Genomic DNA, 26868 nt, shown 5'->3' on the forward strand with positions numbered 1-26868 from the left:
CCATGGAGCGCCCGATCTGCGTCGAGTAGCCGGACAGCATGCACAGAGGACGACACGCCTGTAAATGCTGGTTATCCAGCATCGGGCGCGGCGCGGGCGCTACAGGTCGACCTTGACCTTGCCCGCCTGCACCAGCCTGGCCACGTCGCGGATTTCCGCCAGCAGCGCCTGCTGCAGCTGTGCCGGCGTGCCGCCGGTGGGCTGGAAGCCCTGTTCGGCCAGCTTGGTGCGCACCGTCTCCGTCTGCAGCGCGCGGTTGACGCCCTGGTTGAGCGCGGCGACGGCGGCCTCCGGCGTGCCCGCGGCGCAATACGTGCCGAACTGGATCTGCGCGGAGAAGCCGGGGTAGCCGCTTTCGGCCACCGTGGGGATGTCCGGATACTTGGGCAGGCGTTCCGGGCTGGTCACGGCCAGCACGCGCAGGCGTCCGCCCTGCAGGTACGGCTCGACCGCCGCCACCGTGGCCACCACCAGCTGTATCTGTCCGCCCAGCAGGTCCGTCATCATCGGTCCGGTGCCGCGATACGGCACGTGCAGCAGCTCGACGCCGCAGGCCGCCTGCAGCAGCTCGGTCGCCAGATGCTGGGGCGTGGCGTTGCCGGGCGTGCCGAACGTCAGGCCCTTGGGTTCGCGCTTGGCCTGGGCCACCAGTTCGGCCAGCGTCTTGGCCGGCACGTCGGCGTTGACCGCCACCATGTAGGGCGAACGCGCGATCGGGCAGACCGGCGTGAGCTGCTTGAGCACATCCTCGGGCGGCCGGGCGTAGTAGCGCACCGAAGGCACCAGGCCGGCGAACAGCAGCACGCTGCCGTCCTTGGCGCCGTTGGCGGTGTAGTCGGCGCCCAGCATGCCGCTGGCGCCGGGCTTGTTCTCGACCACCACGGGGCGGTCCATCGCGCCTTCCATCGCCGCGGCGACGACCCGGCCCAGCACGTCCGTGCCGCCGCCCGGCGGGAACGGCACGACCACGCGCAGCGGCGCCGCGCGCGCGCCGGCGGACCGGCCCGCCATGACGCCGGCCGGCGCCAGGGCCAGCGCCGCCAGGTTCTTCAAGAGGGATCTGCGATTCATGTCGTATGTCTCCGCGTATGTCTCTGTTCTTATGCCGTTCAGGCGCAGTGCCGGGTTTCGCCCTGGGCCAGGAAAAAGCGCTGCAGGGCCGCCGCCACCACCGCCGGTTCCTCCACCGGCAGCATATGCCGCTGGCCGGCCACCACCCGGGCCTGGCCGCAAGGCAGCGCGGCGGCCAGCTCGCGCGTCATGCGCGGCGTGGACCCGACGTCCTCCTCGCCGGTCATCGCCAGCGCGGGGCAGGCGATGCCGGGCGCGGCCTGCGCCAGGATCGGATCGCCCAGCGCAAACACGCGGTAGGCGGCCAGGAAGCTCGCGCGGTCGTTGCGCAGCAGGCGCTGCCCGATGCTGGCGACCCGTTCCGGCCGCCGCGCCTGGAAGTCCGGCGTGAACCAGCGCGCCAGCGATACCTGGGCCGCCGCCGCGGGGTCCTGCGTCGCGGCCGCTTCCAGCCGCGCCAGCACGGCGCGCGCTTCGTCGGGGCTGCGCCGGAACACCGTGCTCAGCAGCGTCAGGCGCCGCACCCGCTGCGGCCGCGCGGCGGCATAAGCCCCCGCGATCAGGCCGCCCATGGAATAGCCCAGCACGTTGGCGTTCTGCCAGCCGGCGCGGTCCAGCTCGGCGTCGAGCTGGGCGATGTAGTCCTGCACCGTTATGGCCTCGTCCACGGCGGGGGCGTTGCCATGGCCCAGCAGGTCGTAGCGCAGCACCTCGAAATGCGGCTCCAGCAGCGGCGCCAGGTCGTCCCACAACGTGTGGTCCAGGCCCACGCCATGCAGCAGCACCAGCGGCTCGCCGCGGCCGCTGCGGCTATAGTGCGCGCTCATTTCGCCTGGGCCTCGCGCTCGAGTTCCTGCATGTCCGAATAACGGTTGCCGATGCGATGGTGCGGACGGCCCGAAGTGGCCGCGCCCAGCGCGACCACGATCTCGTCCGGCGCGGGCGCGTCGTTGATCGTGGTCTGCACCGTCAGATAGTGCGAGCGCAAGCCCTCGTCCTGCTTGTGCATCAAGGGCACGGAAATCACGCAGCCCGGGCCGCCGCGCATATTGGTGAAGCTCAGGTAGCTGGTGCCGCCCACCGCGTTGCGGTAGGCGTTGCCGAAGCGCAGCGTGTGGATCAGCGCCGACGCGTGCTCGATTTCGCCGGCCGTGCCCACCACGGCGGCCTTGCCGTAGGCCTCGACCTGGTCGGCCGACCCGGCCTGCCGCAGGATTTCCCCGACCAGCAGCTCGCCCAGCGGCGGCGCAGCCGCCAGGATCTGCGGGCGCAGGTCTTCCTGGAACGGCAGGCCCGCCCACGGATTGCGGATCACGGCGGCGGCCACGATCATCACCAGCGGACGCTCGGCCGCGCGGCCTCCTTCGATCAGGGTTTTCTCGACATAACTGACTACTTTGCGCACTTGCAGGGACATACCGCGGCTCCACGACCTGTTGGATGAATGACGGGCCATTGTTGGACGCCCGACGCGGTTTTGACAATCCAAATTAACGTAAGTTAATTTCGGAAAATCCGAATTTGCTTGGTGCCTCATGCCGCAGCCCCTCAAGATCCAGCACCTGCGCCAGTTCCTGCTCGCGGCCGACCACGGTAGCTTCCGCCTGGCGGCCGAAGGCACCTTCCGCTCGCAGGCCGCCGTCTCGGCGGCCATGCAGGACCTGGAACAGCAGCTGGGCGCGCCGCTCTTCGAACCCGGCAAGCGCGCGCAGCTCACCCCGCTGGGCGCGGCGGTCGCGCCGCTGTTTCGCGAACTGCTGTCCACCCACGACCGGGTGCTGGACGCCGCGCGCCAGCTCAGTCTGGGCAGCCAGGGGCCGGTGTCGCTGGCCGTCATGCCTTCGCTGGCCGACGAATGGCTGCCTCGGCTGCTGGAACGCTATGCGCGCGGCCACCCCGCGATCCGCATCCGCGCCATCGACGAGCCCTCGCAGGACGTGCACCGGCTGGTGCTGAACGGCGAAGTGCAGGTCGGCGTGGCGGGGCAGGTGCCGCGCACCGCCGAAGTCGCCTTCGCGCCGGTGGCGCGCGACGCCTTCGGCCTGGTCTGCCGCAAGAGCCATCCGCTGGCGCGCCGGCGCGGCCCGGTGCCCTGGTCCGCGCTGGCCGGCGAACGCCTGATCGGCAACGCCACCTTCGACACCTTGCGCAACCGGCAACTGGGCGGCGCCATCGAAGATCCGTTCATGGTGGTGTCCAACCGCGCCTCGCTGCTGGCCAGCGTGGTCAGCGGATTGGGCGTGACCGTGCTGCCGGTGCTGGCGCGCCCCGCGGCCAGCACCGGCCTGGCCTTCGTGCCGCTGGCCGAACCCACCGTGGAGCGCATCGTCGGCGTCCTGACCCGCAAGGAAGAGACGCTGCTGCCGTCGGTGGCGGCCTTGCATGAACTGGCGTTGCGGTCGCTGGCGCAGTTCACGCGGCGCAAGGGGGCTGGGTTGGTTTGATGCGGGCGGCGGACGCCCATGGGCGTAACCCTGGCATTAGGGATTCCCCGGCGCTTTGCGTGGAATGAAACCCAGCTTAAGCAATTCTGAATTGGCATTCCGGGGGGCTTGGGTCAGAGTGGCGCCGACAGTCCCGCACACAGAAGAAAACCTGCCCATTGCACGCCGGCGGCGAACCGGGGGACACCGGACGCCGCCCGTCCGGCCGCGGCCGTCCGGCTGTGGCCTTCATGTCGGTTCGAGGAGACAACCATGAGCAAGCGTTGGAAAGCGCTGTTGGGCGCGGTAGCGATCACGGCGGGAGGGTGGGTCCAGGCGGCCGACGCGCCGCCGGACATCAAATTGATGCAACTGTCGGTCGGCAAGATCGAGCTGGATAAGGGCTTCATGACCGCCATGGTGGACGTGGGCACCAAGATCAAGATTCCCGTGCCGGCCTATGTGATCCAGCATCCGCGCGGACTGGTGCTGTTCGATACCGGCATGAACCAGGCCACGGCCGACGGCAACTGCGCCAACTATTGGGGACAGGGCCTGTGCGGCGCGTTCAACTCCATCCAGGGGCGCGACGAGGTCATCGACCGCCAGTTGAAGGCGGCCGGCTTCGACGCCAGCGACGTGAAGTACGTGGTCTATTCGCACTTCCACCTGGATCACGCGGGCAACATCAAGATGTTCCCCAAGGCGCGCCACGTGGTGCAGAAGGCCGAGCTGCGTGCCGCCTGGTGGCCGGAGAAATTCCAGCGGGCCGCCTATGTCATGAAGGACTTCGATACCACGCGCGACTACGACTTCATCCAGGTCGAGGGCGACTTCGACCTGTTCGGCGACGGCAGCATTGTGCTGCTCGACACCAAGGGGCACACCCAGGGTCACCAGTCGCTGCAGGTCAAGCTGAAGAACACCGGCACGGTGCTGCTGGCGGCCGACGCCATCTACACGGGCGAGAACGAGGCGGGCGTGATTCCGGGCATCACTTGGAACACGGCCGCCTCCATGCAGGCCATCGATCGTCTCAAGCAGATTCGCGACGCCACTCAGGGGCAGCTCTGGTACAGCCACGACGCGCAGCAGCACGCGCAAAACGCCAAAACCAAGGTCTTCGACTGAGGGCGCCATGCGGCCGGTCATCGCCCTGCACGAGGTCAGCAAGTCGTTCGGCCCGCGCCAGGTTCTGCATGCGCTGAGCCTGTCGGTGGCGCCGGGCGAGATCGTGGGCCTGCTGGGACCGAACGGCAGCGGCAAGACCACTACCCTGCGTTTGATGGCCGGCTTTTACGCGCCGGACAGCGGCCGCATCTCCATTTGCGGACGCCAGCCGGCCGCCGGGCGCGGCAATGCCGACATCGGCTACCTGCCCGAGCGCGCGCCGCTGTACGACGCGCTGACGGTGACCCAGTACCTGGAATTCATTGCCGCGGTGAAGGTCGAGGGCGGGGCGCCCGCCCGGCGCCGGGCGATCGAAGAGGCCATCGACGGCTTCGGCCTGCAGGCGCAGGCCCGCACGCTGGTCGGTCGGCTATCGAAGGGGCAACGCCAGCGTGTGGGTCTGGCGCAGGCCGTACTCAACAATCCCCCGGTGCTGTTGCTGGACGAGGCCACCAACGGGCTGGATCCGGTGCAGATCGTCGAGGCGCGGGCGATGATTCGGCGTTGCGCCCAAGGCCGCGCCGTGGTGTTCAGCAGCCATCTTATGCAGGAGGTGGAAGCCTTGTGCACGCGCATCGCCATTTTGCGCGAAGGCCGGCTGGTGGAAGACGCCGCGCTGGGTGCGGCGCCGGCGGCCCTGCAGCTGAGCCTGGCGCTGCCGCAGGCACGGCATGCGGCGCTTCACGCGGCCTTACGCGCTTGCCCGGGCGTGCGCGGCGTCGACGCCGAACCGGTGGACGACATGCACAGCAAGTGGCGCATCGGCTGGGACGCCGGCGCGGGTTCGACCTGCGACGCGGTGCTGCGCATCGTGCTGGCGCATGGCGAGCTGCGCGCCGTGCTGTCCATGCACGACGCGGTCGAGGCCCGGCTGCTGTCGGCGTTGGCGTCCAACGACACTTCGTTGCGCAGGCGCGCATGAGAGGATTCTTCGCCCTGTACCGCAAGGAACTGCGCGGCGATTTCGGCTCGCCGGTGGCGCTGGCTGTGGTGGCGGTGTTCTGGGCCCTGTCGGGCTACCTGTTCAGCTTCAATCTGTTCTTCGTCAGCACCGGGCAGATGGTGACCGCTTTTCACAATATGACCATTCTGCTGATCCTGGTGATGCCGCTGGTCAGCATGCGCACCTTCGCCGAAGAGGCGCGGCAGGGCACGCTGGAATTGCTGCTGACCCTGCCGCTGTCGGACGCCACGCTGGTGGCGGCCAAGTACGCGGCCGGGCTGACCATGCTGGCGCTGATGCTGGCGGGCACCGCGTCGGCGGTGCTGCCGCTGGCCTGGTACGGACAGCCAGACTATGGCCCCATCGCCGGCGGCTACATCGGCGTGTTTCTGTATGGCGCGCTGTTCCTGGCCATCGGCATCGCCGTGTCCAGCGCCTGCGCCAATCAGATCGTGGCGGCCAGCGCCACGTGGGGCATTCTGGTGCTGCTGTGGTTCATCGACTACCCCGCGGCGCTGGACGCGTTTCCGGCGCTGTCGCCGTTCTTCCAGGCTTTGTCGTTGTCGGCGCAGCACGTGGACTTCATCCGCGGCGTGCTGCCCGGCCCGGCAACACTCATGCTCGCAAGCCTGACGCTGCTGGCACTCATGGCTGCGGCCGCCAATCTGAAACGCTGGAGGCTGCGATGATGCGTCGCGCCGTCCGGCGGCTGGCGCTATGGTTGCCGTTCATGGCGGTGGCGGCGCTGCTGCTGGCGCTGAATCTGTGGGCGGCGCGCCACCTGGGGCGTGTCGATCTGACTGCCCAGCGGCTGTATAGCCTGGCGCCGGAGAGCCTGGAGGTGGCGCGCCGGATCGACGAGCCGGTCGAGGTGACCTGGTTCTACGACCTGCGCAACAAAAGCATGGTCGACGCGCTGGAGCTGCTGCGCCAGTACCAGCGCGCCAATCCGCTGATCCAGGTGCGCGGGGTGGACCCCGCGCTGCGCCCGGCCGAGGCGCGCGAGGCGGGCATCCAGTTCGCCGGAAGCGCTGTGCTGGCCTCGGGCGAGCGGCGCATGACGATCAACGGTGGCACCGAGACCGATTTCACCAACGCGCTGATCCGCATCGGCCAGCAGGGCGCCCAGACCGTCTGCTTCACGCAAGGTCATCGCGAAGCCGCGCTGGACAGCCTGAGCTCGCTGGACGACCTGGAAGAGCACGATGGCGACGAGAACCTGGTTGCCCGCGTCGAGGTACACGAGCAACATGGCATGGCCTTGGCCCGCAACGCGCTGCGGACCCTGGGCTTCGCCACCCGCGCGGTCAACGCCGGCGGCCTGACCGCGGCGCTGCCGCACTGCTCGGTGGTGGTGGCCGCAGGCCCGCGCGCGCCATTCGGCGCGGACGACGCGCGGGCGCTGCGCGACTGGACCCTGGCTGGCGGCAAGACCCTGCTGCTGCTGGAACCGGACGCGCCGCACGGCCTGGACGCCTTGCTAGGCGACTTCGGCATCGCGCGCCCGGGCGGCGCGCTGGCCGATCCCGCCAGCCACTACCGCAACGATCCCGGGAGCCCGGCCGTCAGCGACTACACCCGCCACAAGATGACCCGTGGACTGCCGCTGAGTTTCTTCCCCGGCGCCGCCGGCCTGGAGCCGGCGGGAGACAGCCTGCCGCGCGGCGTAGTGGTGACGCCGCTGGCGCAGACCAGCGCCCAGGCGTTGCTGCCCGGACGGCCCGCTGCGCGCTATGCGCTGATGGTGCTGGCCACGCGCAGTGCGCAGAACGGCGCCGAAGACGGCGTGGCCCGGCCCTCGCTGCTGGTGGCCGGCGACAGCGACTTCGCCACCAACCGGCACTTCGCCACGCTGGGAAATGGCGCGCTGTTCGCCAATGCCGTCTCGCTGCTGGCCGGCGAGGACGCGCTGCTGACGCTACGCCCGCGTCATTATGAAAGCCGGCGCGTGGAGCTGACCAATCGCCAGATGCGCACGGTTTTCTGGACCAGTACGGTCGCCTTGCCCCTGATGGCGTTCATGGTCGGCTTGGTGCTGTGGTGGAGGCGCCGATGAACGCCGCGCGCGCCGGCTGGTCGCTGCTGCTGGCGGCGGGCATCGGCCTGTCGCTATGGCAATGGCGCGAAGCGTCCACGGAAACTGCGCGCCATGCAGGCCATACCCATCTGCACGACGACTCCGGCAAGCCGGCGCGGCTTTATGCCTGGGACGCGGCCAGCGCCGCGCAGGTGGTGCTGGCCACGTCAGAAGCCAGCTTGCGGCTGAGCCGCGGCGCCGAAGGCTGGAGCGCCGAGCCGCCCGACGCGGGCCGCGGATTCGACGCCGCCGCGTTCGTGGCGCTGCTGTCGCAGGCGCGCAGTGATCGCATGCTTAGGCCGCAGTCCGACCAGCCCTACGGACTGGCGCCGCCGCGGCTGCGCATCGAGGTTTTCGACGCGGCCGGCGCCGCGCTGGCCCGACTGCACGTGGGCGCGCTTGCGCCGGATGGACTAGGCCGTTATGTGCAGATACCCGGCGAATCGCAGATCCGCATCATCCCCGCCTACCAGACGCGCGCGCCATTGGCTGCGATGGCGATGGACGTCGCGCCTTGATGCGCTGCATCTCTATCGCGCGCGAAACCCGGCTTGCACAAAGATAAATAGTCGGCGCAAAAGGGCGTACCTATACTTCGATCCCATTAACAGACCGGTTCCGCGCGGCTCCACACTGCCGGCGGCGCACGTCGGATAAGTGCCCGGCCATCCCTCGCGCAACATGTCGCGGGCGGACGCGGCGGGGTTGATAACGAGACATGGGCGCGCGGGCGCTGCGGGTGCCCAGCGCAATGGGAGAACGCGCTTGACCTTGGATCTACTGCCTCTGGCCCTGGTGGACGGCGTGGCCTACGCCAGTCTGCTGTTCCTGGTATCAATGGGGTTAACCCTGGTGTTCGGCGTGATGGGCATTCTGAACGTCGCCCACGGCGCGTTCTATGCCTTCGGCGGCTACGCGGCCGCCAGCTTCGTGATGTTCCTGGCGCCCAGAACGGACTCCCCCGTGCTGCTGTTTGCCGCGCTCTTCGTGGCCGCGGTCGTGATCGGGCTGGCGCTGGGCAGCGTCATGGAATTCCTGCTGATCCGCCGCGCGCAGAACTACGATCCCATCCTGAAACTGCTGCTGACCTTCGGCGGCTTTCTCATGCTGGAGGACATCCAGCGCATGCTGTGGGGCGCGCAGCCTTATAGCGCCAGTGAGGTCGTCAACCGGCTGGGCAACATCGAGATCGGCGAGATCACCTACACCACTTACCAGCTCGTGGTGGTGCCGGTGACGGCGCTACTGGCCTACGTGTGTCTGGAGTTCTTCCTGCGCCACACCAAACTGGGCAAGCAGACGGTCGCCACCACGCACAACCGCGAGGTCGCCACTTCGCTGGGCATCAACGCCAAGAAGATCGGCTACGTCACCTTCGTCATCGCGACCATGCTGGGCGCGCTGGGCGGCGCCATGGCTGCGCCCACGACCTCGCTGGTGCCGGGCGCGGGCACCGACATGACGGTGCTTTCGTTCGCGGTGGTGGCCACCGCGGGGCTGGGCCAGATCACCGGCGCGCTGATCGCCTCGCTGCTGATCGGCGTGATCCGCGCCATCGCCGTGTACGCGGCGCCCGAGCTGGAAGTGGCGGTGCCCTACATCATCATGGTGCTGGTGCTGATCATCCGTCCGCACGGCCTGTTCACCGTGGCCCAGGCGAGGACGATCTGATGAAAGTGCCCGTACTCAGCCTGCTGGCCGCGCTGGCCACCCTGTTGCTCGGCTACGCCTATTCCTGGACCATCACGCCCATCGTCATCGGGCTGACCTACGCCATTGCCGCGCTGGGCGTGTCGGTCATGGCCCGCGCCGGGCAGGTCTCCTTCGGCCACGCGATGTACGCCTGCATCTCGGCCTACACCGTGGCCTTTCTGGCCCGCGCCGTGCCGGGCGCCGACGCGCTGGTGCTCATCCTGGCCGGCGTGCTGGCCAGTTTCCTCGCGGCGGTGGTGATCGGCCTGTTCGTGGTGCGCTACCGCGGCATCTTCTTCGGCATGCTCAACCTGGCGCTGAGCATGGTGCTGTTCGCGCTGTTGGGCAAGCTCTACACGCTGACCGGCGGTTCCGATGGGCTGCGCATCGTGCGCCCGGCGCTGGCCGGCATGGTCATGGAACGCGACGATTTCGAACGCGCGCTGCTGGTGCTGACGCTGGTGCTGTCGCTGGCGCTGGCCTGGTGGGTGCAGCGCTACTTTCGTTCCGGCAGCGGCCAGGCCCTTTCGGCCATCAAGACCAACGAGACGCGCCTCGAATACCTGGGCTTTTCCGCCTACCTGATCATGTGGAAAGGCTACCTGCTGTCGGCCGTGGTGGTGGGCTTTTCCGGCGCAATCCTGGCGCTGATGCAGGGCCTGGTCACGCCGGAGATCGGATCGTGGCTGCGCTCGGGCGAGTTCGTGTTCATCACCATCCTGGGCGGCGCCGGCCACGCTGCGGGCGCATTCCTGGGCGCGGTGGGATTCGAAACCGTCAAGCTGGCCTCGGCGGCCTATTTTCCGGGGCTGTGGCAGTTCCTGCTGGGCCTGACGCTGATCCTGGTGATCTTTATTTTCCCCACCGGCTTTGTCGGCCAGATCATGAAGCGCGCAGCGGCGCAAAAGCGCGAGCAGAGCAGGGCGCAGGCCCGCGATCAGTCCACCGTCCGCATCCCGGTGAGGAACTGAAAATGAAACCCCTCATTAAGACCACCGACCTGTACCTGGCCTTCGGCGGCGTGGTGGCCGCCGACAACATCAACTTCGAACTGCACGAAGGCGAACGCCTGGCGGTGATCGGGCAGAACGGCGCCGGCAAGACCACGTTCATCAATATCTGCACGGGTTACCTGGCGCCATCCCGGGGCAAGGTCTGGTTCGACGGCCGCGATGTCACGGCGATGGCGCCGCGCCGCATCGTTCGCCTTGGACTGGGCCGTTCGTTCCAGCTGCCGCAGCTGTTCACCGAGCACAGCGTGCGCCAGTGCGTGCAGATCGCCGCCGCCCGGCGCAACAAGGATCTGAGCTGGTTCCGTTCGCTGGAAAGCACCATAGACGCCAAATCGGTCGACGCCACGCTGGACCTGGTGGGCCTGTTGCCCGAGGCCGACGAACCGTGCATCGGCCTGCCCGAAGGCAAGCGCAAATTGCTCGACGTGGCGATGGCGCTGGCGCTGCAGCCCAAGCTGCTCATCATGGATGAGCCCACCAGCGGTGTGGCCTCGGAAGACAAGTTCGGCCTGATGGAGACCGTCATGAGTGCGCTGGACGAACGCCGCGTGACCAGCTGGTTCGTCGAGCACGACGTGGACATCGTATCGCGGTACGCCACGCGGGTTGCCGCCTGGATTGCCGGCAAGGTGGCCGCCGATGGCACGCCCGAGGAGGTCCTGAACAATGCGCAGATCAAAAGCGAAGTGCTGGGGGCCTGAAACATGTTGAACCTATCGGTCGTCAACGTCGACCTGGCGGGCAACCGCATCCTGCGCGACGTCAGCGCCACTTTCGAATCCGCCAAGACCATCGGCATCGTCGGCCGCAACGGCGCGGGCAAGACCACGCTGCTGCGCACCATCATGGGCCTGACCCGGATCCGGTCCGGCACGATCTCCTTTGACGGCGCCGACCTGACCGCGCTGCCGGGCCACCGGCGCGCGGCGTTGAAGGTGGGCTACTCGCCCGAAGATCGGGTGATTTTCCCCACCATGACCGTGGAGGAGAACCTGCACCTGCCCTGCGAGGTGCAGGGCCTGTCGCGCGACGAGATCCAGGCGCGCGTGGCCGCGGTGCTCAAGGTGGTGCCGCAGCTGGAACCCATGCTCAAGCGGTCGGGCTCAGCGCTGTCGGGCGGCCAGGGCAAGATGGTCGCGCTGGCGCGCGCCGTCATGGTGGGAACCCGCCTGCTGATGCTGGACGAGCCCTTCCAGGGGCTGGCGCCCAAGCTGGCGCGCGACTACACCGAAGCACTGGCGCGGCTCAAGGAATTGCAGCCCGAGCTGTGCGTGGTGATAACCGAATCCAACGTGAAACTGCTGGGAGACATCCCAGACCAGATCTGGACCATCGAGCGCGGCTCGATTTCCCTGAATTGATACTCCGGAGAGTGGCATGACGCAAATGATCATCAACGGCCGCCAGGTCGACGCGGCCGACGGCCGCAGTCTGGAAGTGGTGTCGCCGGTCGACGGCCAGGTTTTCACCACAATCCCGCGCGGCCAGCAGGCCGACGTCGACGCCGCGGTGCAAGCCGCGCGCGGTGCGCTGGATGGTGCGTGGGGGCGCATGACCGCGCTCGAGCGCGGCCGGCTGCTGCTGCGCCTGGGAGAGAGCGTGCTGGCCCACCACGAGGAACTGGCCCGCCTGGAATCGCGCGACACCGGCAAACCCATGTCGACCGCGCGTGCCGACATCACGGTGCTGGCGCGCTACTTCGAGTTCTATGGCGGGGCCGCCGACAAGGTCCATGGCCAGACCATCCCGTTCCAGCAGGACTATTCTGTACAGCTGATCCGCGAACCGCTGGGCGTGACGGCCCATATCATCCCGTGGAACTATCCGGCGCAGATGTTCGGCCGCAGCGTGGCACCGGCGCTGGCCATGGGCAACGCCGCGGTGGTCAAGCCCGCCGAAGACGCCTGCCTGTCCATCATCCGCGTGGCCGAGCTGGCTCTGGAAGTCGGCTTTCCCGCCGGCGCGCTGAACATCGTGACCGGCCTGGGCGAAGAGGCCGGCGCCAGCCTGTCGCGCCATCCGGATATCAACTTCATCACCTTCACCGGCTCCAACGAGGTCGGCGTGCTGATCCAGCAGGCGGCCGCGCTCAACGCGGTCAAGTGCGTGCTGGAGCTCGGCGGCAAGTCGGCTCACATTGTGTTCGACGACGCCAACTACCGGCTGGCGATTCCGGCCATCGTCAAGGGCATCGTCCACAACGCCGGCCAGACCTGCACCGCCGGCAGCCGCCTGCTGGTGCACCAGGGCATCTATGCCGACTTCATGAAGGCGCTGGCCGAGGAATTCTCCAAGGTTCGCGCCGGCACCCCGGACATGGACCTGACCTGCGGCCCGGTGGTCAACAAGGCGCAGTTCGACCGCGTCAACCGCTATATCGAAAAGGGCCTGGCCGACGGCCTGAAAGTTGTGGCCCAGGGCGGCATCGCCGACGGCGTGCCCGCCGGCGGCTACTTCGTCAAGCCCACGCTGTTCTCCGCCGCCAACCACGACAGCGACCTGATGTCCCAGGAGATCTTCGGGCCGGTGCTGGTGGCGCTGCCCTTTGCCGACGAAGCCGAGGCGATCCGCCTGGCCAACGCCACCGACTACGGCCTGCTGGGGGCTGTCTGGACCGAGAACGGCGGGCGCCAGCAACGCGTGGCCCGCGGCATCAAATGTGGCCAGGTCTACATCAACGGTTTCGGCGCCGGCGGCGGCGTGGAGCTGCCGTTCGGCGGCGTGAAGAAAAGCGGGCACGGGCGCGAGAAGGGCTTTATCGCCCTGGAAGAGATGAGCACGACCAAAACCATCATCCAGTTCTATGGCGAATGATCGCCGCGTACACCAACGGAGACAGAAATGAGTCAGTTGCAAGGTAAGGTCGCCATCGTCACCGGTGGTGGCAGTGGCTTCGGCGAGGGCATTGTCAAGCTCTACGCCAAGGAAGGCGCCAAGGTCGTCATCGCCGACATCAACAAGGCCGCCGCCGACCGCGTGGCCGGCGAAGTGGGCCCGGCCGCGCTGGCGGTGCAGGCCGACGTCGCCAGCCGCGCCGACATCGACAACGTCGTGCGCACCTGCCGCGAGGCCTTCGGCTCGGTCGACATCGTGGTCAACAACGCCGCCATTACCCACAAGAACCAGCCCATGCTGGACGTGGACGAGGCCATGTTCGACCGCATGTTCGACATCAACGTAAAGTCCATCTACCACATGGCGCAGGCCGTGGTGCCGGTAATGCGCGAGCAGAAGCGCGGCGTGATCCTGAACGTGGGCTCGACCGCCGGTATCCGGCCGCGTCCCGGCCTGAGCTGGTACAACGCGTCCAAAGGCGCCGTCAACGTGCTGTCCAAATCCATGGCGGTGGAGCTGGGCGCCGACGGCATCCGGGTCAACGCCATCTGCCCGGTCATGGGTATCACCGGCATGTTCGAGCTCTTCATGGGCCTGCCCGATACCCCGGAAAACCGCGCGAAGTTCGTGTCGACCATTCCTCTGGGACGTTTCTGCCAGCCGTCCGACGTGGCGGCCGCGGCGCTGTTCCTGGCCAGCGATGCGGCCGAGTTCATCACCGGCGTGGAATTCCCGGTCGACGGCGGCCGGACGGTCTAGCGCCGGCCGCCACTTCTCTTTTCTGCGGATGACACGCATATGAAAATCAGAGCGGCGCTGTTGCGGCAAACCGGCGTGGAAGGCCCTTATGCGCGGACCCGGCCATTGAGCATTGCCGAGGTGGAGCTGGACCCGCCGGGCTTCGGCGAGGTGCTGGTGTGGATCAAGGCGGCGGGACTATGCCATTCCGACTTGTCGGTCATCAATGGCGACCGGCCGCGCGGCGTGCCCATTGTCCTGGGCCATGAGTCCTCGGGCGAGGTGGTGCAGACCGGCCCCGGTGTCAACGACCTCAGACCGGGCGATCACGTCGCCATGGTGTTCGTGCCCAGCTGCGGCTGCTGCAACCCCTGCATGGAAGGCCGGCCAGCGCTGTGCGAACCGGGGGCGGCCGCCAATACCCAGGGCACCTTGCTGGGCGGCGAACGCCGCCTGCACATCGGCGACGAGTACATCAACCACCACACCGGCGTGTCGTGTTTTGCGGAGTATGCCGTGGTTTCGCGCCGTTCCTGCGTCAAGGTCCACGTCGAACTCAGCCACCGCGAGGCGGCGCTGTTCGGCTGCGCCGTGCTCACCGGCGCAGGCGCGGTCATCAACCGCGCCCGCATCAAGCTGGGGGATACCGCAGCCATCGTGGGGCTGGGCGGCGTCGGCCTGAGCGCGCTGCTGGCTGCCGTCGGGGCTGGCGCGCGGCGTGTGGTCGCGGTCGATCTCAGCGACGAAAAGCTGGCGCTGGCGCGCGAACTCGGCGCCACACACGTAGTCAACCCGAAACAAGTGAAGTCTGACGACGATCTCATCGACCTGGCGGGCGGCCGCGTGGATTACGGCTTCGACATGGCCGGCGCCGTGCCGGCCTTTGAAACCGCCTACAAGCTGACGCGCCGCGGCGGCGCGACGGTGACCTCGGGCCTGCCCAATCCCAAGTCCAGCTTCGCGCTGTCGCTGTCGCAGATGGTGGGCGAGGAGCGCGAGATCCGGGGCAGCTATCTGGGTTCCGGCGTGCCGGCCATCGACATCGGCCGCTACATCGATCTGTACAAGGCCGGCCGCCTGCCGGTGGACAGGATGATGGGCAAATCGTTTTCGCTGGACCAGATCAACGAGGGGTTCGATCACCTCGCCACCGGCGGCAGCCTGCGCGACGCCATCGTTTTCTAAGGGCGCAGACCCGATAACAACACTGGAGACTACATCATGAAACTCTCAAGAATGGCGGCGCTGCTGGGCGCCTCCGTGCTGGCCGGCGCCGCGGCGCTGGCGAACGCGGCGGACAAGCCCAAGGAACTGAACATCGGCATTTCTACCTATCTGTCGGGCTCGGCTTCGGTGTTCGGCGTGCCCGCGCGCGACGCGGCGGAGATTCTGATTCAGGAGATCAACGCCAACGGCGGCATCGACGGCGTTAAGCTGGTGCCCAGCTACATTGACGAGGGCGGCGGGGGCGAGAAGCTGCTGTCCGAGTATCGCCGCCTGGCCGAAGGCGGAACGCGGGTCATGCTGTCGGCCATTTCCAGCGGCCACTGCAACATCGTCGCGCCCGTGGCCGAGGATCTGAAAGTGTTGAACGTGCTGTGGGATTGCGGCACGGAGAAGGCGCTGGAGGGCAAGAAGTACAAGTACGTCGTGCGCACCCAGGCCAACGCCACCACCGAAATGGTCGCCCAGGTGCTGTACCTGATGAAGGTAAAGCCCGATTTCAAGACGATCGCCATCGTCAACCAGGACTACGCCTGGGGTCGCGATTCGCGCGACATCTTTCTGGCTGCGCTGAAGAAGTTCAAGCCAGACGTCAAGGTCGTGGCCGAGATGTTCCCCAAGTTCGGCGCCGCCGACTTCTCCACGGAGATCAGCCGCCTGCAGGCGCTGCGCCCGGACGTCATCGTCTCCACCTCCTGGGGCGGCGACCTCGACAACTTCGTGCGCCAGGCCTCGCAGCGCAATCTGTTCAAGAACTCGACCTTTGTGCTGTCGCTGGCCGAAAGCTCGCTGGAGCGCCTGGGCAACGCCCTGCCCGAAGGTGTTTACGTGGGCGCTCGCGGCGACCATTACTTCCTGCACCCGGAAACCAAGGACGATCCGCAGCACCAGGCCTTCGTAAAGAAATTTCATGAAAAGACCGGCGCCTATCCCATCTATTCCGTCTATCACATGGTGCAGGCCATCCAGGGCCTGAAGGCGGGCTACGAGCAGGCCATCAAGGCCAACGGCGGCGCCTGGCCCACTCCGGAGCAAGTGGCGGCGGCCATGCACGACGTGACCTTCAAGGGCTATGGCCGCGAAGTCAAGCTGCACCGGGCCGACGGCCAGGGGCTGGAGGCGCAGCTCTTCGGCGTGACCAAAAAGAGCGACAAGTACCCGTTCAAGGTGCTGGCCGACATCACCATCGTGCCGGCCGAACTGGTCACCCCGGGCGTGGCCGATACGTCCATGGGCTGGATCGAGAAAAGCCTGACGCCGGACGTGCTGAAGAGCGACCAGATCAAGGTTTATTCGAACTGAGCAATCGGTGCTGTGTGCACGTTGGCCCCGGCGGGAAACCGCCGGGGTTTTTTTTCTCAAGCCGCGCTTTCCAGCTCCACCCGGTTGCGGCCGTTCAGCTTGGCTTCGTATAGCAATTCGTCGGCGCGGCGCGACAGCCGCGCCAGGGCGGCGGCGTCCGTGCCCCTGGCGTAGGTGACGCCGAAGCTGGCGGTCATGCTGAAGCGGCTGCCGTCGCTGACGGTGATCAGCGTCTCGGCGATGGCCTTGCGCATGCGCTGTGCGATGCCATGGGCGCGTCGCGGATCGCAGCCGTGGCACAGCACCGCGAATTCCTCGCCGCCGACGCGGGCGACGATGTCGGATTGGCGGAAGATGCGCCGGCACAGTTCGGCCACGGCCTTGAGCGCTTCGTCGCCGGTGGCATGGCCGTGGGTGTCGTTGATGGCCTTGAAGTGGTCGATGTCGAAGAGGATGAAGGCCAGCCCCTCGTCGCTGCCGCGCACGCGCGCCAGCGTGGCTTGCAGGCGCTTTTCGAAGGCGCGCCGGTTGAGCAGGCCGGTGAGGAAATCGGTTTCGGCCATGACGGCCAGGTCGCGGATCAGGCGGTCGCGCTCCAGTTCGAGCTTGCGCAGCGCCGTGGCGTTGTCGTTGAGCACGCTGAGCGCCTTGAACATGCCGTTGACTTCGCCGCGGTATTTGTCCGTGGGGATGCGCGGGGCCTCGCCGCCCCGGGCGATCGCGCCGATGATGTCGGTGGCGCGCACGAACGGGCGGATGACCCGCCGGCGGAACAGGGTCAGCCCGACGATGAGCGCGGCGGTGAGCATGGCCGCGGCCGCCAGCGTGGTCAGCAGCACGCGGATGGCGGCGGCCCGGCTTTCGCCGATGCACTGTTCGACCTCGTCGAGCATGACGTCGCGGAACCGCACGATGGAGGCCATGGTGGGCACGTAGTTCCGGCCCAGTTCGTACATGGTGACCGGGGCGCCGCTGATGCCGCGTTCGGCTTCTTCGCGCACGCTTTCCAGGTAGCTCAGGCCGGCGCCGAAGTACTGCTGCTGCAGGTCCAGATAGGCATGCGAGCGGGCATGGCGCGGCATGCCGGCGATGTTGGTGCGGATCAGCGCGCGCAGTTCGTGGATGCGGCCCAGCACGTGCTCGATTTCGAGCTGGTCGCCGGTGGTCAGCATGCGGCGCTTGCTCAGCGCCGGCGCGAAGGCGGAGCCCAGCAGGCCGGCCTGCTCGCGCAGTTCGCCGGCCAGCAGCGCCAGCATCAGCAGGTCGAAGTCCTCGCCCTGGTTGCGCGCGATCCGGCCGATGCCGTCGGACATCGCCGCGCGCAGCTGCGGCACCAGCGCGACCATGTCGCCGACCACGCTCCACAGGTTCAGGCCCGAGACAGTGGCGCGCGGCGCGGCGATCGCGAGGTCGGCGCCGGCGCGGGCGTCGAGCAGGGCCTGCCGGATGCGCTGGATATTGGTGAATTCGGCGGCGCCGTCGGGATTGAGCGGGGCGCGGTACAGGGCCAGCAGGTCTGCGATGCGGGCGTTGGTGCGCTGGCGCGCTTCGTCCAGGGCGCGGAGCATTTCGTCGGGCACCGGCAGGTCGGCGCCCAGCGCCGCGTTCATGGGGCCGCGCTCGGCCGATACCGCTTCCATCGCTTCCAGGGTCCTGCGCACCACCACGAAGCCGCTCATGGCTTCGTCGGTGGAGGCCAGGGACCGCCAGTTCTGCTGCACCACGATCACGGTCAGCATGGACACGGGCAACGCCACGCCGGCCGCCAGTATCAGGAAATACCTTTCCAGCGATTTAAGGGCAAAGACATTGCGGAACATGCGGCAGACACGGACTCGGAACAATGACTGGCCGCAGATTACTTGAAATGCGGCGCCGGCTGCATTGGTTTAGGCCAACATTTCCGCAGGCTTGCTTTTATGTCGCATTAAGTCGAATTATCTCAATCCCGTGGCGGCCGGACGGCCCTTCGGGTATGTTGCGGGCTGGGCGGCCGGGGCCGCGCATGACCGTAAGAGTAGACATGGGACGTTTAGCCATTCTGGGCGCCCTGCACGAGGAAATCGCCGACCTGCTGGCCGCGATGGACCCGGGCGCCGCCACCTTCCGCATCGCCATGCGCGATTTTCATGTGGGCACGTTGTGGGGCACGCCCTGCGTGATCGCGCTGAGCCGCATCGGCAAGGTGGCCGCGGCCGCCACGGCTTGCATCGCGATCCAGGAGTTCAAGGCTTCGCGCGTGATCTTCACCGGCCTGGCCGGCGGGCTGCACGCGGACGTGGAGGTGGGCGACGTGGTCGTGGCCAGCGCCGTGATGCAGTACGACATGGACGCGCGCCCGCTGTTCGGGCGCCACGAGATTCCCTTGCTGGGACGCGAGCGCTTCGACGCGGACCCGGCGCTGGGCAGGCTGTTGCAGGACAGCGCCGCGCTGTTCGCGCGCAGCCCCGCGGCCATGCCCGCGGCCGGCGCTGCGCGCAGGCCGCCGAAGGTGCACCACGGCCTGATCGCCACCGGCGACGTGTTCGTCAACGACAACGAGTACGCGCAGCGGCTGCGCCAGGCGCTGCCCGAGGCGTTATGCCTGGAGATGGAAGGCGGCGCCACGGCGCAGGTCTGCTATGAATTCGGCGTTCCGTTCGCGCTGCTGCGCGTGATCTCGGACCGCGCGGACCATGCCGCCAAGAGCGATTTCACCGACTTCCTGGTGAACCTGGCGCGGGTCTACAGCGCCGGCATCCTGGCGCCGCTGCTGCAATCGGGCGCCTTGCGGCAGGCCTGAGCGCCACGGCCTTCAGGGGCCGGTGTCGGGATAGTTGGGGCCGGCGTCATGGAAGCCGCCGCTGCTGTAGGGATTGACGGCGCCGGGGTGGGGCGGGCCGCCTGGCCCCGATGCACAGCCGGCAAGCAGCAGGGCCGCGGCCACGAGGCAGAGCTGGCGGATCAGAGCGGATTTCATGGAAGTCTCCTGCGCATGTTCGCGGGCCTGATTCATTCTACGCCGCGCGGCTTAGCCGTGTTCCAGGCGGTAGAACTGCTGGCTGGCGATCAGGGTGGCGCCGCAGGAGGTCTTCATGCCTTCGAGCGCGGTGCGCCGGTCGGAGCTGACGCTGGCCGCGCCTTCGACGATGGTGTGGGTGCCGCTGCATTTGGGGCAGGTGACGCGGTCGCCCAGCCGGGCCATGGGCTGGCCGAAGATCATCACCGTTTCGTCGCCCGTGACGACCACCCCGCCATGCGAGGTGCGGTCGCCCTTGCGTATCACCGATAGCTGCGCCATGGCTGCCTGTTGCGTTGTCAGAAATGTCGTGTTTGCTTACAGATACGTGCCGTCCGGCGCCAGGCGGGGCGTGCCGACGACGAAGCTGCCGTCGGGCGCCATGCGCACCGGACCGCCGCCGCCCAGGTAGCTGCCGTCGGGCGCGCGCTGGGGCTTGCCGGCCACGTAGGTGCCGTCCGGGGCGCGCGTGATGGGGCCGCCGTCGCCGACATAGGTGCCGTCGGGGCAACGGCGCGGCTTGCCGTTGATGAAGCGGCCGTCGGGCAGCATGTGGAATGACTTGTTCATCTCGACTCCGGGTCGGGGGGAATGCGCATGATAGCGAGGCTGCGTGATGCGCTTTGTAATAGGACGTGTCATCTTCAAACGTCCCGCCGTTACAGATATGGGAAGATCCGTCCGACCCGTCTTCCCACAAAATCAAAATGAGCGATATCGACACACTGCTGCAGCCCATCCCGGGCGAGGCGCCCTGCGGCGTGGACATGGTGTTTTCGGCCGAGTTCGACGCCATCCGCGAAGCCCGCCGCCACGACGATCCGCACCTGGACCAGGGCGACTGGATCATCGACATCAAGGAAGCCGACTGGCCGCAGGTGATCGCCATCTGCACCGGCGTGCTGCGCGAGCGCAGCAAGGACGTGCGCGTGGCGGCCTGGCTGGCCGAGGCCTGGGCCAAGACGCGCGGCTTCGCCGGCCTGCGCGACGGGTTCCTGCTGGTCGACGGCCTGTGCCGCGGCTACTGGGACGGCCTGCATCCGGTGCCCGACGAGGGCGACGTGCAGCAGCGCGTGGGCAACCTGGCCTGGCTGCTGTCGCGCTCGCAGCAGCTGATCCGCGAGCTGCCGCTGACGCAGTCCGAAGGCGGACGCTACGGCGCGGCGCTGTGGGAAAGCGCCACGCAGCTGGCCAACGCGGTCAAGCGCGCGCCGCAGAACGCGGCCGAGCTCACCCGCGGCAAGCTGACGCTGGAGCAGTTCGACGCGGCGCGCCGCGATACGCCGCCGGCCTTTTATTTGGAGCTGGAGGGCAGCCTGCAGAGCTGTTTCGCCGCGCTCGACATGCTCGAGGCGACGCTGACGCAGCGCCTGGGCGACGAAGGCCCGGCTTTCTCGCCGGTGCGCGAAGCCTTGAAGAGCGTGGCCGAACTGGCGCACCGCTTCGCCCGCGACGCCGGCCTGCTGCCGCGCGCCGAGACGCCGGCGGCGCCGGCCGCCGCCGCGCCCGCGCAACCCGCCGCCACCCGCCTGGAGCCGACCTTGAGCCCTGCCGAACCCCAGCCCGCGGCGCCCGCCGCCGCGCGCGGCCCGCTGCAAACCCGCGACCAGGCGCTGGCGCAGTTGCGCGAGGTGGCGGAATTCTTCCGCCGCACCGAGCCGCACAGCCCGGTGGCCTATCTGGCCGACAAGGCCGCCAACTGGGGCGAGATGTCGCTGCACCTGTGGCTGCGCACCGTGCTCAAGAACGACGACGCGCTGGCGGGGCTGGAAGAGCTGCTGGGCGTGCCCAAGCAGCCCGACGGCAACGGCTAGCGGCTGGCGCGGAACTCGATGCGGCGGTTCTTGGCGCGGCCTTCGGCGGTGGAGTTGGTGGCCAGCGGCTGGTCCGGCCCGGCGCCCAGCGTCTCGAAACGGGCCGCGGGCAGGCCCTTGTCCACCAGATAGTTGCGCACCGCGTCGGCGCGCGCCTGGCTCAGCGCCAGGTTGGTGCTGCGGCTGCCGGAGCTGTCGGTGTGGCCGATGATCTGCACTTTTTCGCTGCGCAGTTTGGGCACCACGTCGGCCACCTGGTCCAGCAGTTCGCGGCCGCGCGCGGTCAGCGTGGCGCTGCCGGTCTCGAATTCCACCACGCGGTTGGCCAGCAGGTTGTCGAGCAGGCCCTGCTCGTCCTTGCCGGCCGCCACCCGCAGCCCGTTGACGATCTTGTAGGTCGGGTTGAGCGAGGTCGCGAAGTTGCTGGCGATCTGCTGGCGCGAGGCTTCGTTCTGCACCTCGCCGCGCAGGCGGATCTGGGTGCCGTCGATCTCCAGCTGGCCGCGGTTGATCTGCTTGAGGGGCTGGCCGATCAGCTTGCCCACGTGTTCCGACCAGTTGGGCGGCGCGACCACGCCGCCCACGTCGATGCGGTCGATCACGTTGCCCACGCCGTAGACCTGCTGCAGTCTGGCCAGCACGTTGGCCTTGGTGGCCTCGTCGGGCACGGCGCCGCTGGCCACCACCTGGCCGGGCTGGGGAATGACGTTGGCGGGAACGACGGTGGCGGCGTCCTGCGCCGCCGCGGCGCAGGAATACAGCGCCGCCAGGATCAGGAGAGAGACGCGCATGGTCAGGCTCCGGTGAATACTTCGCGGAAGGTGTCCAGCGCAATGCGCAGGGACAGCCGCGGTTGGTCCAGATAGCTGGAGAGCTTGGCCAGCCCGTGGCTGGCCGATACGTGGTTGCGCACCCAGGGCGCGTCCTCCAGCACGATGTGCTGCTCGGCGTAGGTCTGCGGCGTGGACAGCAGGCCGGCCAGGGTCTGCGGCGAGGCGCCGCGGAATCCCACCGCCAGGCGGTGCTTGCCGCCGATGCGGCCGACGAACAGCGTGATCTCGAAGTCGGCCCGCGCCAGGAACGGCGCGATCAGCGTCATCCAGTACGCGGCCACCAGATTGATGTAGAGCGGATCGTCCGGCAGGGGCAGCGACAGCCCCTTGTCCAGCTGCGACGAGCCGCTGGACATCACCGGCTCCAGCAGGATGCCCAGCGCCAGGATGATGTCGTGCACGCGCGCCTGGTGGCCGTTGCCGCGCAGCATCGCTTCCAGCCGCTCGACGGTCTGCAGGTCGACGAAGGCGTCGAAGCCGTCGTCGGCGGCGGTGCGGATTTCGCCTTCCAGCTCGTTCAGGGCCTGCAGGGCCGCGGCCGGATCGCTGTCGCTCATCAGCATGGCGGCCGCGCCGCCCATGCGGTTCCACAGCCGGCTGAAGGCCATGGGGCTGCGGGCGATGAATTCCAGCGGACGCTGTACCTCGACCGACGTGGCCGACAGGAACGGAAAGCGCCGGCCCGACTGGTCCTGGCTGGGTTGCAGATGCCCCGCGATGGCGAGCTTGCCGCGCGAACCCAGGATGGCGAAGGGCATGGGCTCGGCCTCGTCGTAGAGCGCCTTCCAGTGCGGCTCCTGCGCCAGGATCTCCATGGTGTTGGCGACCCACGCGTCCAGCGTGGCCATCAGCTGCGGATGCGAGGTGTTCTTGACGAAGTCGCCGCGGGTGGGAATCTTGCCGAAGTAGGCCGTTCGGAACAAGGGGGACTGCACGTTGCTCATCGCGGCGCTCCGGGTTGCGTCTGGGCGGAGGAGGGTTCAGGGGAGGCGCCGACCACCGAAGTGGGCAGGCGCAGGTTGCGCAGGCCCTGGCTGCCGGGCTCGCTGCCGCCGGCGCCCGGCGCCTGGGCGTTGCTGATGATGCGTAGCTTCACCGGCACCGTGACGTTGGACTTGGCCCAGCTCATGTTGAAGCTGCCGTCGGGGTTGGAACTGCGCTGCGCCGTCGAGATCAGGCGCTCCAGGCCGAAGCGGCCCGGCTCGTTGACGACCTCGACCACGCTGCCGTCGAAGGTGGTGGCGGTGATGCGCGCGCCCGGCGCGCCCTGCGCGTTGGGCCACACGAAATTGACCCACTGCGGCGGCGTGTTGCGGTAGCGCAGCTGCTGGCCGTCGATCTCGATGGTGTACTCGGTCACGCCGCCGGCCGGCCGCGGCTGGATCTGGAACAGCGTCTGCGGCTGGCTGGCCGCGCCGCTGCCGGCCGCGCCGCCGGACAGCGGCGCCACCCACTGCGCGAAGTTGGCGGTGAAGGTCGGCTGCAGGCTGACGCCCATGTCGCCCCAGGTGCGCGCCGTCAGGATGTCGCCGCGCCGCACGGTCAGCGGGCCCAGCGTTTCGTTGACGTAGCGCGCGATGCTGCCTTGCGGGCCGAAGACCTGGCCGATCTCGGCGCTGCTGGCTTCCACGCTGGCGCTGCCGGCGAACGGATACTTCTCGGCCAGGTTCTGCGTGAACGGCTGGTACACCTGCGCGTTCCAGACCTTGTTCAGCTCCGACTCGGCCGGCTGCATGGTGACGGCGTAGGCCTGGATCAGCGGGCGCACCAGCAGCGGACGCAGCGTTTCGCGCTGGGTCGCGCTCATGCCGGCCAGCATCTGTTCGTCGACCAGCTTGAGTGCGTCGGCCAGTTCGGAATCCTTGCCTTCCAGCGTCTGGCGCATCAGCACCAGCGCGCCGGGGCCGGGGTCGCCCTGGTTGTTCAGCAGGTTGAAGCGCGTGCGGATCTTCGACAGCGCGCCCATGTAGTTGCCCAGCAGCGACTGGTTGTCGCGCGTGACCACCAGGCGCGCCACGTCGGAGAACTCGCGTCCCACCGGACCCATCGGAATCGCCTCGCCGTTGGCGGTCGCGGCGCCGGGGGCGGGCGGCGGCGTCTGGCGCAGGATCACGCGCTTGAACCAGCCGACCACGCCGCTTTGCGCCTGCTGCAGCCCGGCGTTGATCAGCGAGGGGTTGTCCCAGGAGGTCTGCTCGTAGGTGGTGTTGATGAGCTTGGCGATGGGCGACGTCTGCGGATCGCCCAGGCGGTTCATCGCGCCGACCGATTGCTGGAAGCTGGTGAAGGGCTTGATGGTCACGCCCCGCAGGAACTTCTGCCATTCCTCCGCGTACTCGGTCTTGTACATGGTGGCCAGGCTTTTCTGGATCTGCTCGGGGCTGCCTTCCAGCGTCAGGTCGTCGCGCGCGTTCACGCCCAGCACCCAGTCGCTGGTCTGGACTTCCTGCTTGGCGGCTTCGCTGATGGCCGGCTGGATGTACTGCTCCCAGGCCTCGCGGGTGAAGGTGCCCGGGATGGCGTAGCTGCCCGCCACCACGCCGGCGTCGTTCTCGCCGACGATGCGCGCCACCGTCATGGCCTGGAAGCGCGTGGCGGCGCGCGCCTTGAGCGTGGCGTAGGCGCGTTCGCGCGCGGGCATGCCCTGCATCACCGCGCGCAGGCTGCCGCGGGTCTTCTCCACCAGCGCCAGGTTGGTTTCGATCTGCGGCCAGCCGGCGTCCTGCGCGCGGCCGACGTAGAACGAGATCAGGCGTTCGGCGCTGCGGATCAGCTGGTCGCGCGGCATGGCGCCGCGGTTGGTCTCGAGCCAGCCGCGCCAGAAGCGCGTGATCTGGTCGGACAGGTGCGTGGGGTCGACGTGCTGGTGATTGGCCATCATCAGGTACGTCTTGAGCGCGTTGTAGGCGTCGTCGGCGTTGGTGGGCGAGGCGTCCTGGAACAGTGTGTCGGCGCCGGCGGCATGCGCGGCGCGGACCTGTTGCGGCGCCGGCTGGGCGGCGTCGCCGGCGGCGGCCGCCGCCGACGTGTCGACCTTGGCCAGGAAGTCTTCCAGGCTGGTCTTGACCGGGGCCAGCATGAACTGGCGCACGCCGTTGTAGTACTCGGCCAGCAGGCGCTCCTTCAGCACGTCGCCCTGGTACAGGCCCAGGCCCAGCGACCACGGCCGGCTGGCGCTGTAGCGGTCCAGCTGCTCGATGCGGTCCTGCAGGATTTCCATGGCTTCCAGGCGGCTTTGCAGGTCGGTGCGCTCGCTTTGCAGGCGCACGATCTTGTCCATGTCGGCCTGCACGTTCTGCGCCAGCTGGCGGTTGCCCAGGTACGACCAGCTCCATCCGCCCAGCACCAGCCCCAGCGCCAGCACCAGCCCGAAGAAGGTCAGGTAGCGCATGCGGGTCTTGGCCGGGCTGGCATGCTGGCGCACCAGTTTCTTGTCGGCGAAGATCACGCTGGAGAACAGGTCGCGCAGGAAGAAGCCGTTGTGCGAGGACACGTTGCGCGACAGCGCGCGCTGCGCCGGGCGCAGGTCGAAACGCTCGGCCAGGCGCTCGGTGGACGAGCTTTGCGACACGCCTTCCTGCAAGGCGCTGGTGAAGTAGAAGCCGCGGAACATCGGCTTGTACTGGAACGGATTGGTTTCGAACAGCGTCGACAGGAAAGTGCGCAGGGCCGGCTTGATGCCGGCGAATTCCAGCGGGAAGGTCAAAAGGCCGGGCGGCAGTTCGCGGTTGGCGCGCAGCGAGATCTGCGCCGTGCCCATTTCCTTCAGGCCTTCGTACAGCTCGTCGAAGCGCTCATCGAACAGCGCCAGCACGTCGCGGTTCTCCTCCGCGCCGTAGGGCAGGGTGGCGCCCCACACCCGGTCGCGTTCGCGCTGGTCGCTGTCGGAGAAGAACTCGCTGAAGCCCGAGATCAGGTCGGCCTTGGTGAAGATGATGTAGACCGGCGCGAATACTTCCAGCCGGTCGGTCAGCTCTTGCACGCGCTGGCGCAGGTTCTTGGCCAGGTTGATGGCGAACTCCGGGCCCGCGCCGGTCAGCTCGTCGATGCTGGCGGCCACGATGATGCCGTTGATGGGCGCCTTGGGACGATGGCGCTTGAGCAGGTCCAGGAACCCCATCCACTCGTTGCGGTCCTCTTCGTGCACGGAATAGCGGCCCGCGGTGTCCAGCAGGATGCCTTCGGTGGTGAAGAACCAGTCGCAGTTGCGCGTGCCGCCCACGCCGCGCACCGCCGCGCCGTTCTTGTCGGCGAACGGAAACTGCAGGCCCGAATTGATGACCGCGCTGCTCTTGCCCGCCGCCGGGTTGCCGATCACGATGTACCAGGGCAGCTCATACAGCGCTTCGTTGCCCGAGGCCTGCCCGATCTTGGAAGTCTTGATGGTGCGCACCGCCTGGGTCAGCCGCGAGCGCAGCGCTTCCACGTCGTTGCGGTTGGCGGCCGCGCCCGTCTGCACCTGCTGCTCCAGCATGTCGCCCAGGTTCTTGTTGGCGCGCCGCGTGCGCCGCCGGCGCCACAGGTAGGCGCACAGCCACAGCAGCACGCATGCGCCCAGGGCCAGCCCGGCCCAGGCCAGGCCGATCTCCGCGGTTTCGGCGAACAGGAACAGGAACACCATCAGGGCGATCAGGCCGATCACCATGAAGGTGCGCGGGTTGGCCAGCACGCGCGACGTCCAGTGCCGGCCTTCGCTCATGGCGCTGGATATGCTGGAAAAGAAACCTGAAGGGCT

Annotated in this window: 26 protein-coding genes; 16 read left to right on the forward strand and 10 right to left on the reverse strand. The window is 68.2% G+C overall.

Annotation, left to right across the window (positions count from 1 at the left end; translation table 11 throughout):
• Nucleotides 1-99 precede the first annotated feature (99 nt).
• The 3 genes from AC1M14_RS03425 to AC1M14_RS03435 are packed head-to-tail and all read right to left on the reverse strand — an operon-like array spanning nt 100 to nt 2488.
• A complete protein-coding gene (locus AC1M14_RS03425; RefSeq protein ID WP_479730992.1) occupies nt 100-1071 on the reverse strand; it encodes a Bug family tripartite tricarboxylate transporter substrate binding protein in 972 nt (323 codons plus the stop codon).
• A 38-nt stretch (nt 1072-1109) separates the two neighbouring features.
• A complete protein-coding gene (locus AC1M14_RS03430) occupies nt 1110-1898 on the reverse strand; it encodes an alpha/beta fold hydrolase (protein WP_209164560.1) in 789 nt (262 codons plus the stop codon).
• Nucleotides 1895-2488, reverse strand: coding sequence for an amino acid synthesis family protein (locus tag AC1M14_RS03435; RefSeq protein ID WP_102774105.1), 594 nt, complete (start codon nt 2486-2488; stop codon nt 1895-1897). The genes AC1M14_RS03430 and AC1M14_RS03435 overlap by 4 nt, the downstream gene beginning before the upstream one ends.
• 118 nt (nt 2489-2606) lie before the next feature.
• Here AC1M14_RS03435 and AC1M14_RS03440 point away from each other — a divergent pair, with 118 nt between their 5' ends.
• From AC1M14_RS03440 to AC1M14_RS03505, 14 genes are all read left to right on the forward strand, one after another.
• On the forward strand, nt 2607-3515 hold the full coding sequence (locus AC1M14_RS03440) for a LysR family transcriptional regulator (protein WP_102774104.1): 909 nt from the start codon (nt 2607-2609) through the stop codon (nt 3513-3515).
• Nucleotides 3516-3767: 252 nt separating this feature from the next.
• On the forward strand, nt 3768-4625 hold the full coding sequence (locus AC1M14_RS03445) for an N-acyl homoserine lactonase family protein (RefSeq protein WP_102774103.1): 858 nt from the start codon (nt 3768-3770) through the stop codon (nt 4623-4625).
• Nucleotides 4626-4632: 7 nt separating this feature from the next.
• A complete protein-coding gene (locus AC1M14_RS03450; RefSeq protein WP_102774102.1) occupies nt 4633-5586 on the forward strand; it encodes an ABC transporter ATP-binding protein in 954 nt (317 codons plus the stop codon).
• Entirely contained in the window at nt 5583-6296 is a 714-nt protein-coding gene (locus tag AC1M14_RS03455; protein WP_102774101.1) for an ABC transporter permease, read from the forward strand. Before AC1M14_RS03450 ends, AC1M14_RS03455 begins: the two co-directional genes overlap by 4 nt.
• Entirely contained in the window at nt 6293-7663 is a 1371-nt protein-coding gene (locus AC1M14_RS03460; RefSeq protein ID WP_479730993.1) for a GldG family protein, read from the forward strand. The genes AC1M14_RS03455 and AC1M14_RS03460 overlap by 4 nt, the downstream gene beginning before the upstream one ends.
• Nucleotides 7660-8202, forward strand: a complete 543-nt coding sequence (locus AC1M14_RS03465) for an electron transporter SenC (protein ID WP_479730994.1) — start codon at nt 7660-7662, stop codon at nt 8200-8202. The genes AC1M14_RS03460 and AC1M14_RS03465 overlap by 4 nt, the downstream gene beginning before the upstream one ends.
• A gap of 247 nt (nt 8203-8449) precedes the next feature.
• Complete coding sequence (locus AC1M14_RS03470) at nt 8450-9355, forward strand: branched-chain amino acid ABC transporter permease (RefSeq protein ID WP_102774098.1); 906 nt, start codon at nt 8450-8452, stop codon at nt 9353-9355.
• Nucleotides 9355-10347 (forward strand): branched-chain amino acid ABC transporter permease, encoded by a 993-nt coding sequence (locus AC1M14_RS03475; protein ID WP_102774097.1) that lies wholly within the window; start codon nt 9355-9357, stop codon nt 10345-10347. Before AC1M14_RS03470 ends, AC1M14_RS03475 begins: the two co-directional genes overlap by 1 nt.
• A gap of 2 nt (nt 10348-10349) precedes the next feature.
• Complete coding sequence (locus tag AC1M14_RS03480; RefSeq protein WP_102774096.1) at nt 10350-11090, forward strand: ABC transporter ATP-binding protein; 741 nt, start codon at nt 10350-10352, stop codon at nt 11088-11090.
• Between the two features lie 3 nt (nt 11091-11093).
• On the forward strand, nt 11094-11750 hold the full coding sequence (locus AC1M14_RS03485) for an ABC transporter ATP-binding protein (RefSeq protein WP_102774095.1): 657 nt from the start codon (nt 11094-11096) through the stop codon (nt 11748-11750).
• A 16-nt stretch (nt 11751-11766) separates the two neighbouring features.
• On the forward strand, nt 11767-13203 hold the full coding sequence (locus AC1M14_RS03490) for an aldehyde dehydrogenase family protein (RefSeq protein ID WP_479730995.1): 1437 nt from the start codon (nt 11767-11769) through the stop codon (nt 13201-13203).
• A gap of 27 nt (nt 13204-13230) precedes the next feature.
• Nucleotides 13231-13983, forward strand: a complete 753-nt coding sequence (locus AC1M14_RS03495; protein ID WP_102774093.1) for a glucose 1-dehydrogenase — start codon at nt 13231-13233, stop codon at nt 13981-13983.
• Between the two features lie 39 nt (nt 13984-14022).
• Nucleotides 14023-15147, forward strand: coding sequence for a zinc-dependent alcohol dehydrogenase family protein (locus tag AC1M14_RS03500; RefSeq protein ID WP_479730996.1), 1125 nt, complete (start codon nt 14023-14025; stop codon nt 15145-15147).
• Between the two features lie 36 nt (nt 15148-15183).
• Entirely contained in the window at nt 15184-16488 is a 1305-nt protein-coding gene (locus AC1M14_RS03505; RefSeq protein WP_102774091.1) for an ABC transporter substrate-binding protein, read from the forward strand.
• Between the two features lie 56 nt (nt 16489-16544).
• Here the strand turns inward: AC1M14_RS03505 and AC1M14_RS03510 are convergent, their stop codons facing one another.
• The gene (locus AC1M14_RS03510; protein WP_479730997.1) at nt 16545-18308 is read right to left on the reverse strand and encodes a GGDEF domain-containing protein; all 1764 of its coding nucleotides are present in this window, start codon (nt 18306-18308) and stop codon (nt 16545-16547) included.
• Between the two features lie 203 nt (nt 18309-18511).
• Between AC1M14_RS03510 and AC1M14_RS03515 the strand changes: the two genes are divergently transcribed.
• Complete coding sequence (locus AC1M14_RS03515; protein WP_479730998.1) at nt 18512-19270, forward strand: 5'-methylthioadenosine/adenosylhomocysteine nucleosidase; 759 nt, start codon at nt 18512-18514, stop codon at nt 19268-19270.
• A 12-nt stretch (nt 19271-19282) separates the two neighbouring features.
• Here the strand turns inward: AC1M14_RS03515 and AC1M14_RS03520 are convergent, their stop codons facing one another.
• The 3 genes from AC1M14_RS03520 to AC1M14_RS03530 are packed head-to-tail and all read right to left on the reverse strand — an operon-like array spanning nt 19283 to nt 20056.
• Complete coding sequence (locus tag AC1M14_RS03520; protein WP_168202185.1) at nt 19283-19447, reverse strand: hypothetical protein; 165 nt, start codon at nt 19445-19447, stop codon at nt 19283-19285.
• A 51-nt stretch (nt 19448-19498) separates the two neighbouring features.
• On the reverse strand, nt 19499-19768 hold the full coding sequence (locus tag AC1M14_RS03525) for a PAAR domain-containing protein (protein WP_102774088.1): 270 nt from the start codon (nt 19766-19768) through the stop codon (nt 19499-19501).
• A 36-nt stretch (nt 19769-19804) separates the two neighbouring features.
• Nucleotides 19805-20056: a hypothetical protein gene (locus tag AC1M14_RS03530; RefSeq protein ID WP_102774087.1), complete on the reverse strand. Its 252-nt coding sequence runs from the start codon at nt 20054-20056 to the stop codon at nt 19805-19807.
• A gap of 137 nt (nt 20057-20193) precedes the next feature.
• Between AC1M14_RS03530 and tssA the strand changes: the two genes are divergently transcribed.
• Nucleotides 20194-21300: a type VI secretion system protein TssA gene (tssA, locus tag AC1M14_RS03535; protein WP_479730999.1), complete on the forward strand. Its 1107-nt coding sequence runs from the start codon at nt 20194-20196 to the stop codon at nt 21298-21300.
• Here the strand turns inward: tssA and AC1M14_RS03540 are convergent.
• The 3 genes from AC1M14_RS03540 to tssM are packed head-to-tail and all read right to left on the reverse strand — an operon-like array spanning nt 21297 to nt 26832.
• Nucleotides 21297-22091 (reverse strand): OmpA family protein, encoded by a 795-nt coding sequence (locus tag AC1M14_RS03540; RefSeq protein WP_102774085.1) that lies wholly within the window; start codon nt 22089-22091, stop codon nt 21297-21299. The genes tssA and AC1M14_RS03540 overlap by 4 nt on opposite strands.
• A gap of 2 nt (nt 22092-22093) precedes the next feature.
• The gene (gene tagF, locus AC1M14_RS03545) at nt 22094-23077 is read right to left on the reverse strand and encodes a type VI secretion system-associated protein TagF (protein ID WP_102774084.1); all 984 of its coding nucleotides are present in this window, start codon (nt 23075-23077) and stop codon (nt 22094-22096) included.
• Complete coding sequence (gene tssM / locus AC1M14_RS03550; protein ID WP_479731000.1) at nt 23074-26832, reverse strand: type VI secretion system membrane subunit TssM; 3759 nt, start codon at nt 26830-26832, stop codon at nt 23074-23076. The genes tagF and tssM overlap by 4 nt, the downstream gene beginning before the upstream one ends.
• Nucleotides 26833-26868: the final 36 nt, after the last annotated feature.

Source organism: Achromobacter sp. SX5 (assembly GCF_056711425.1).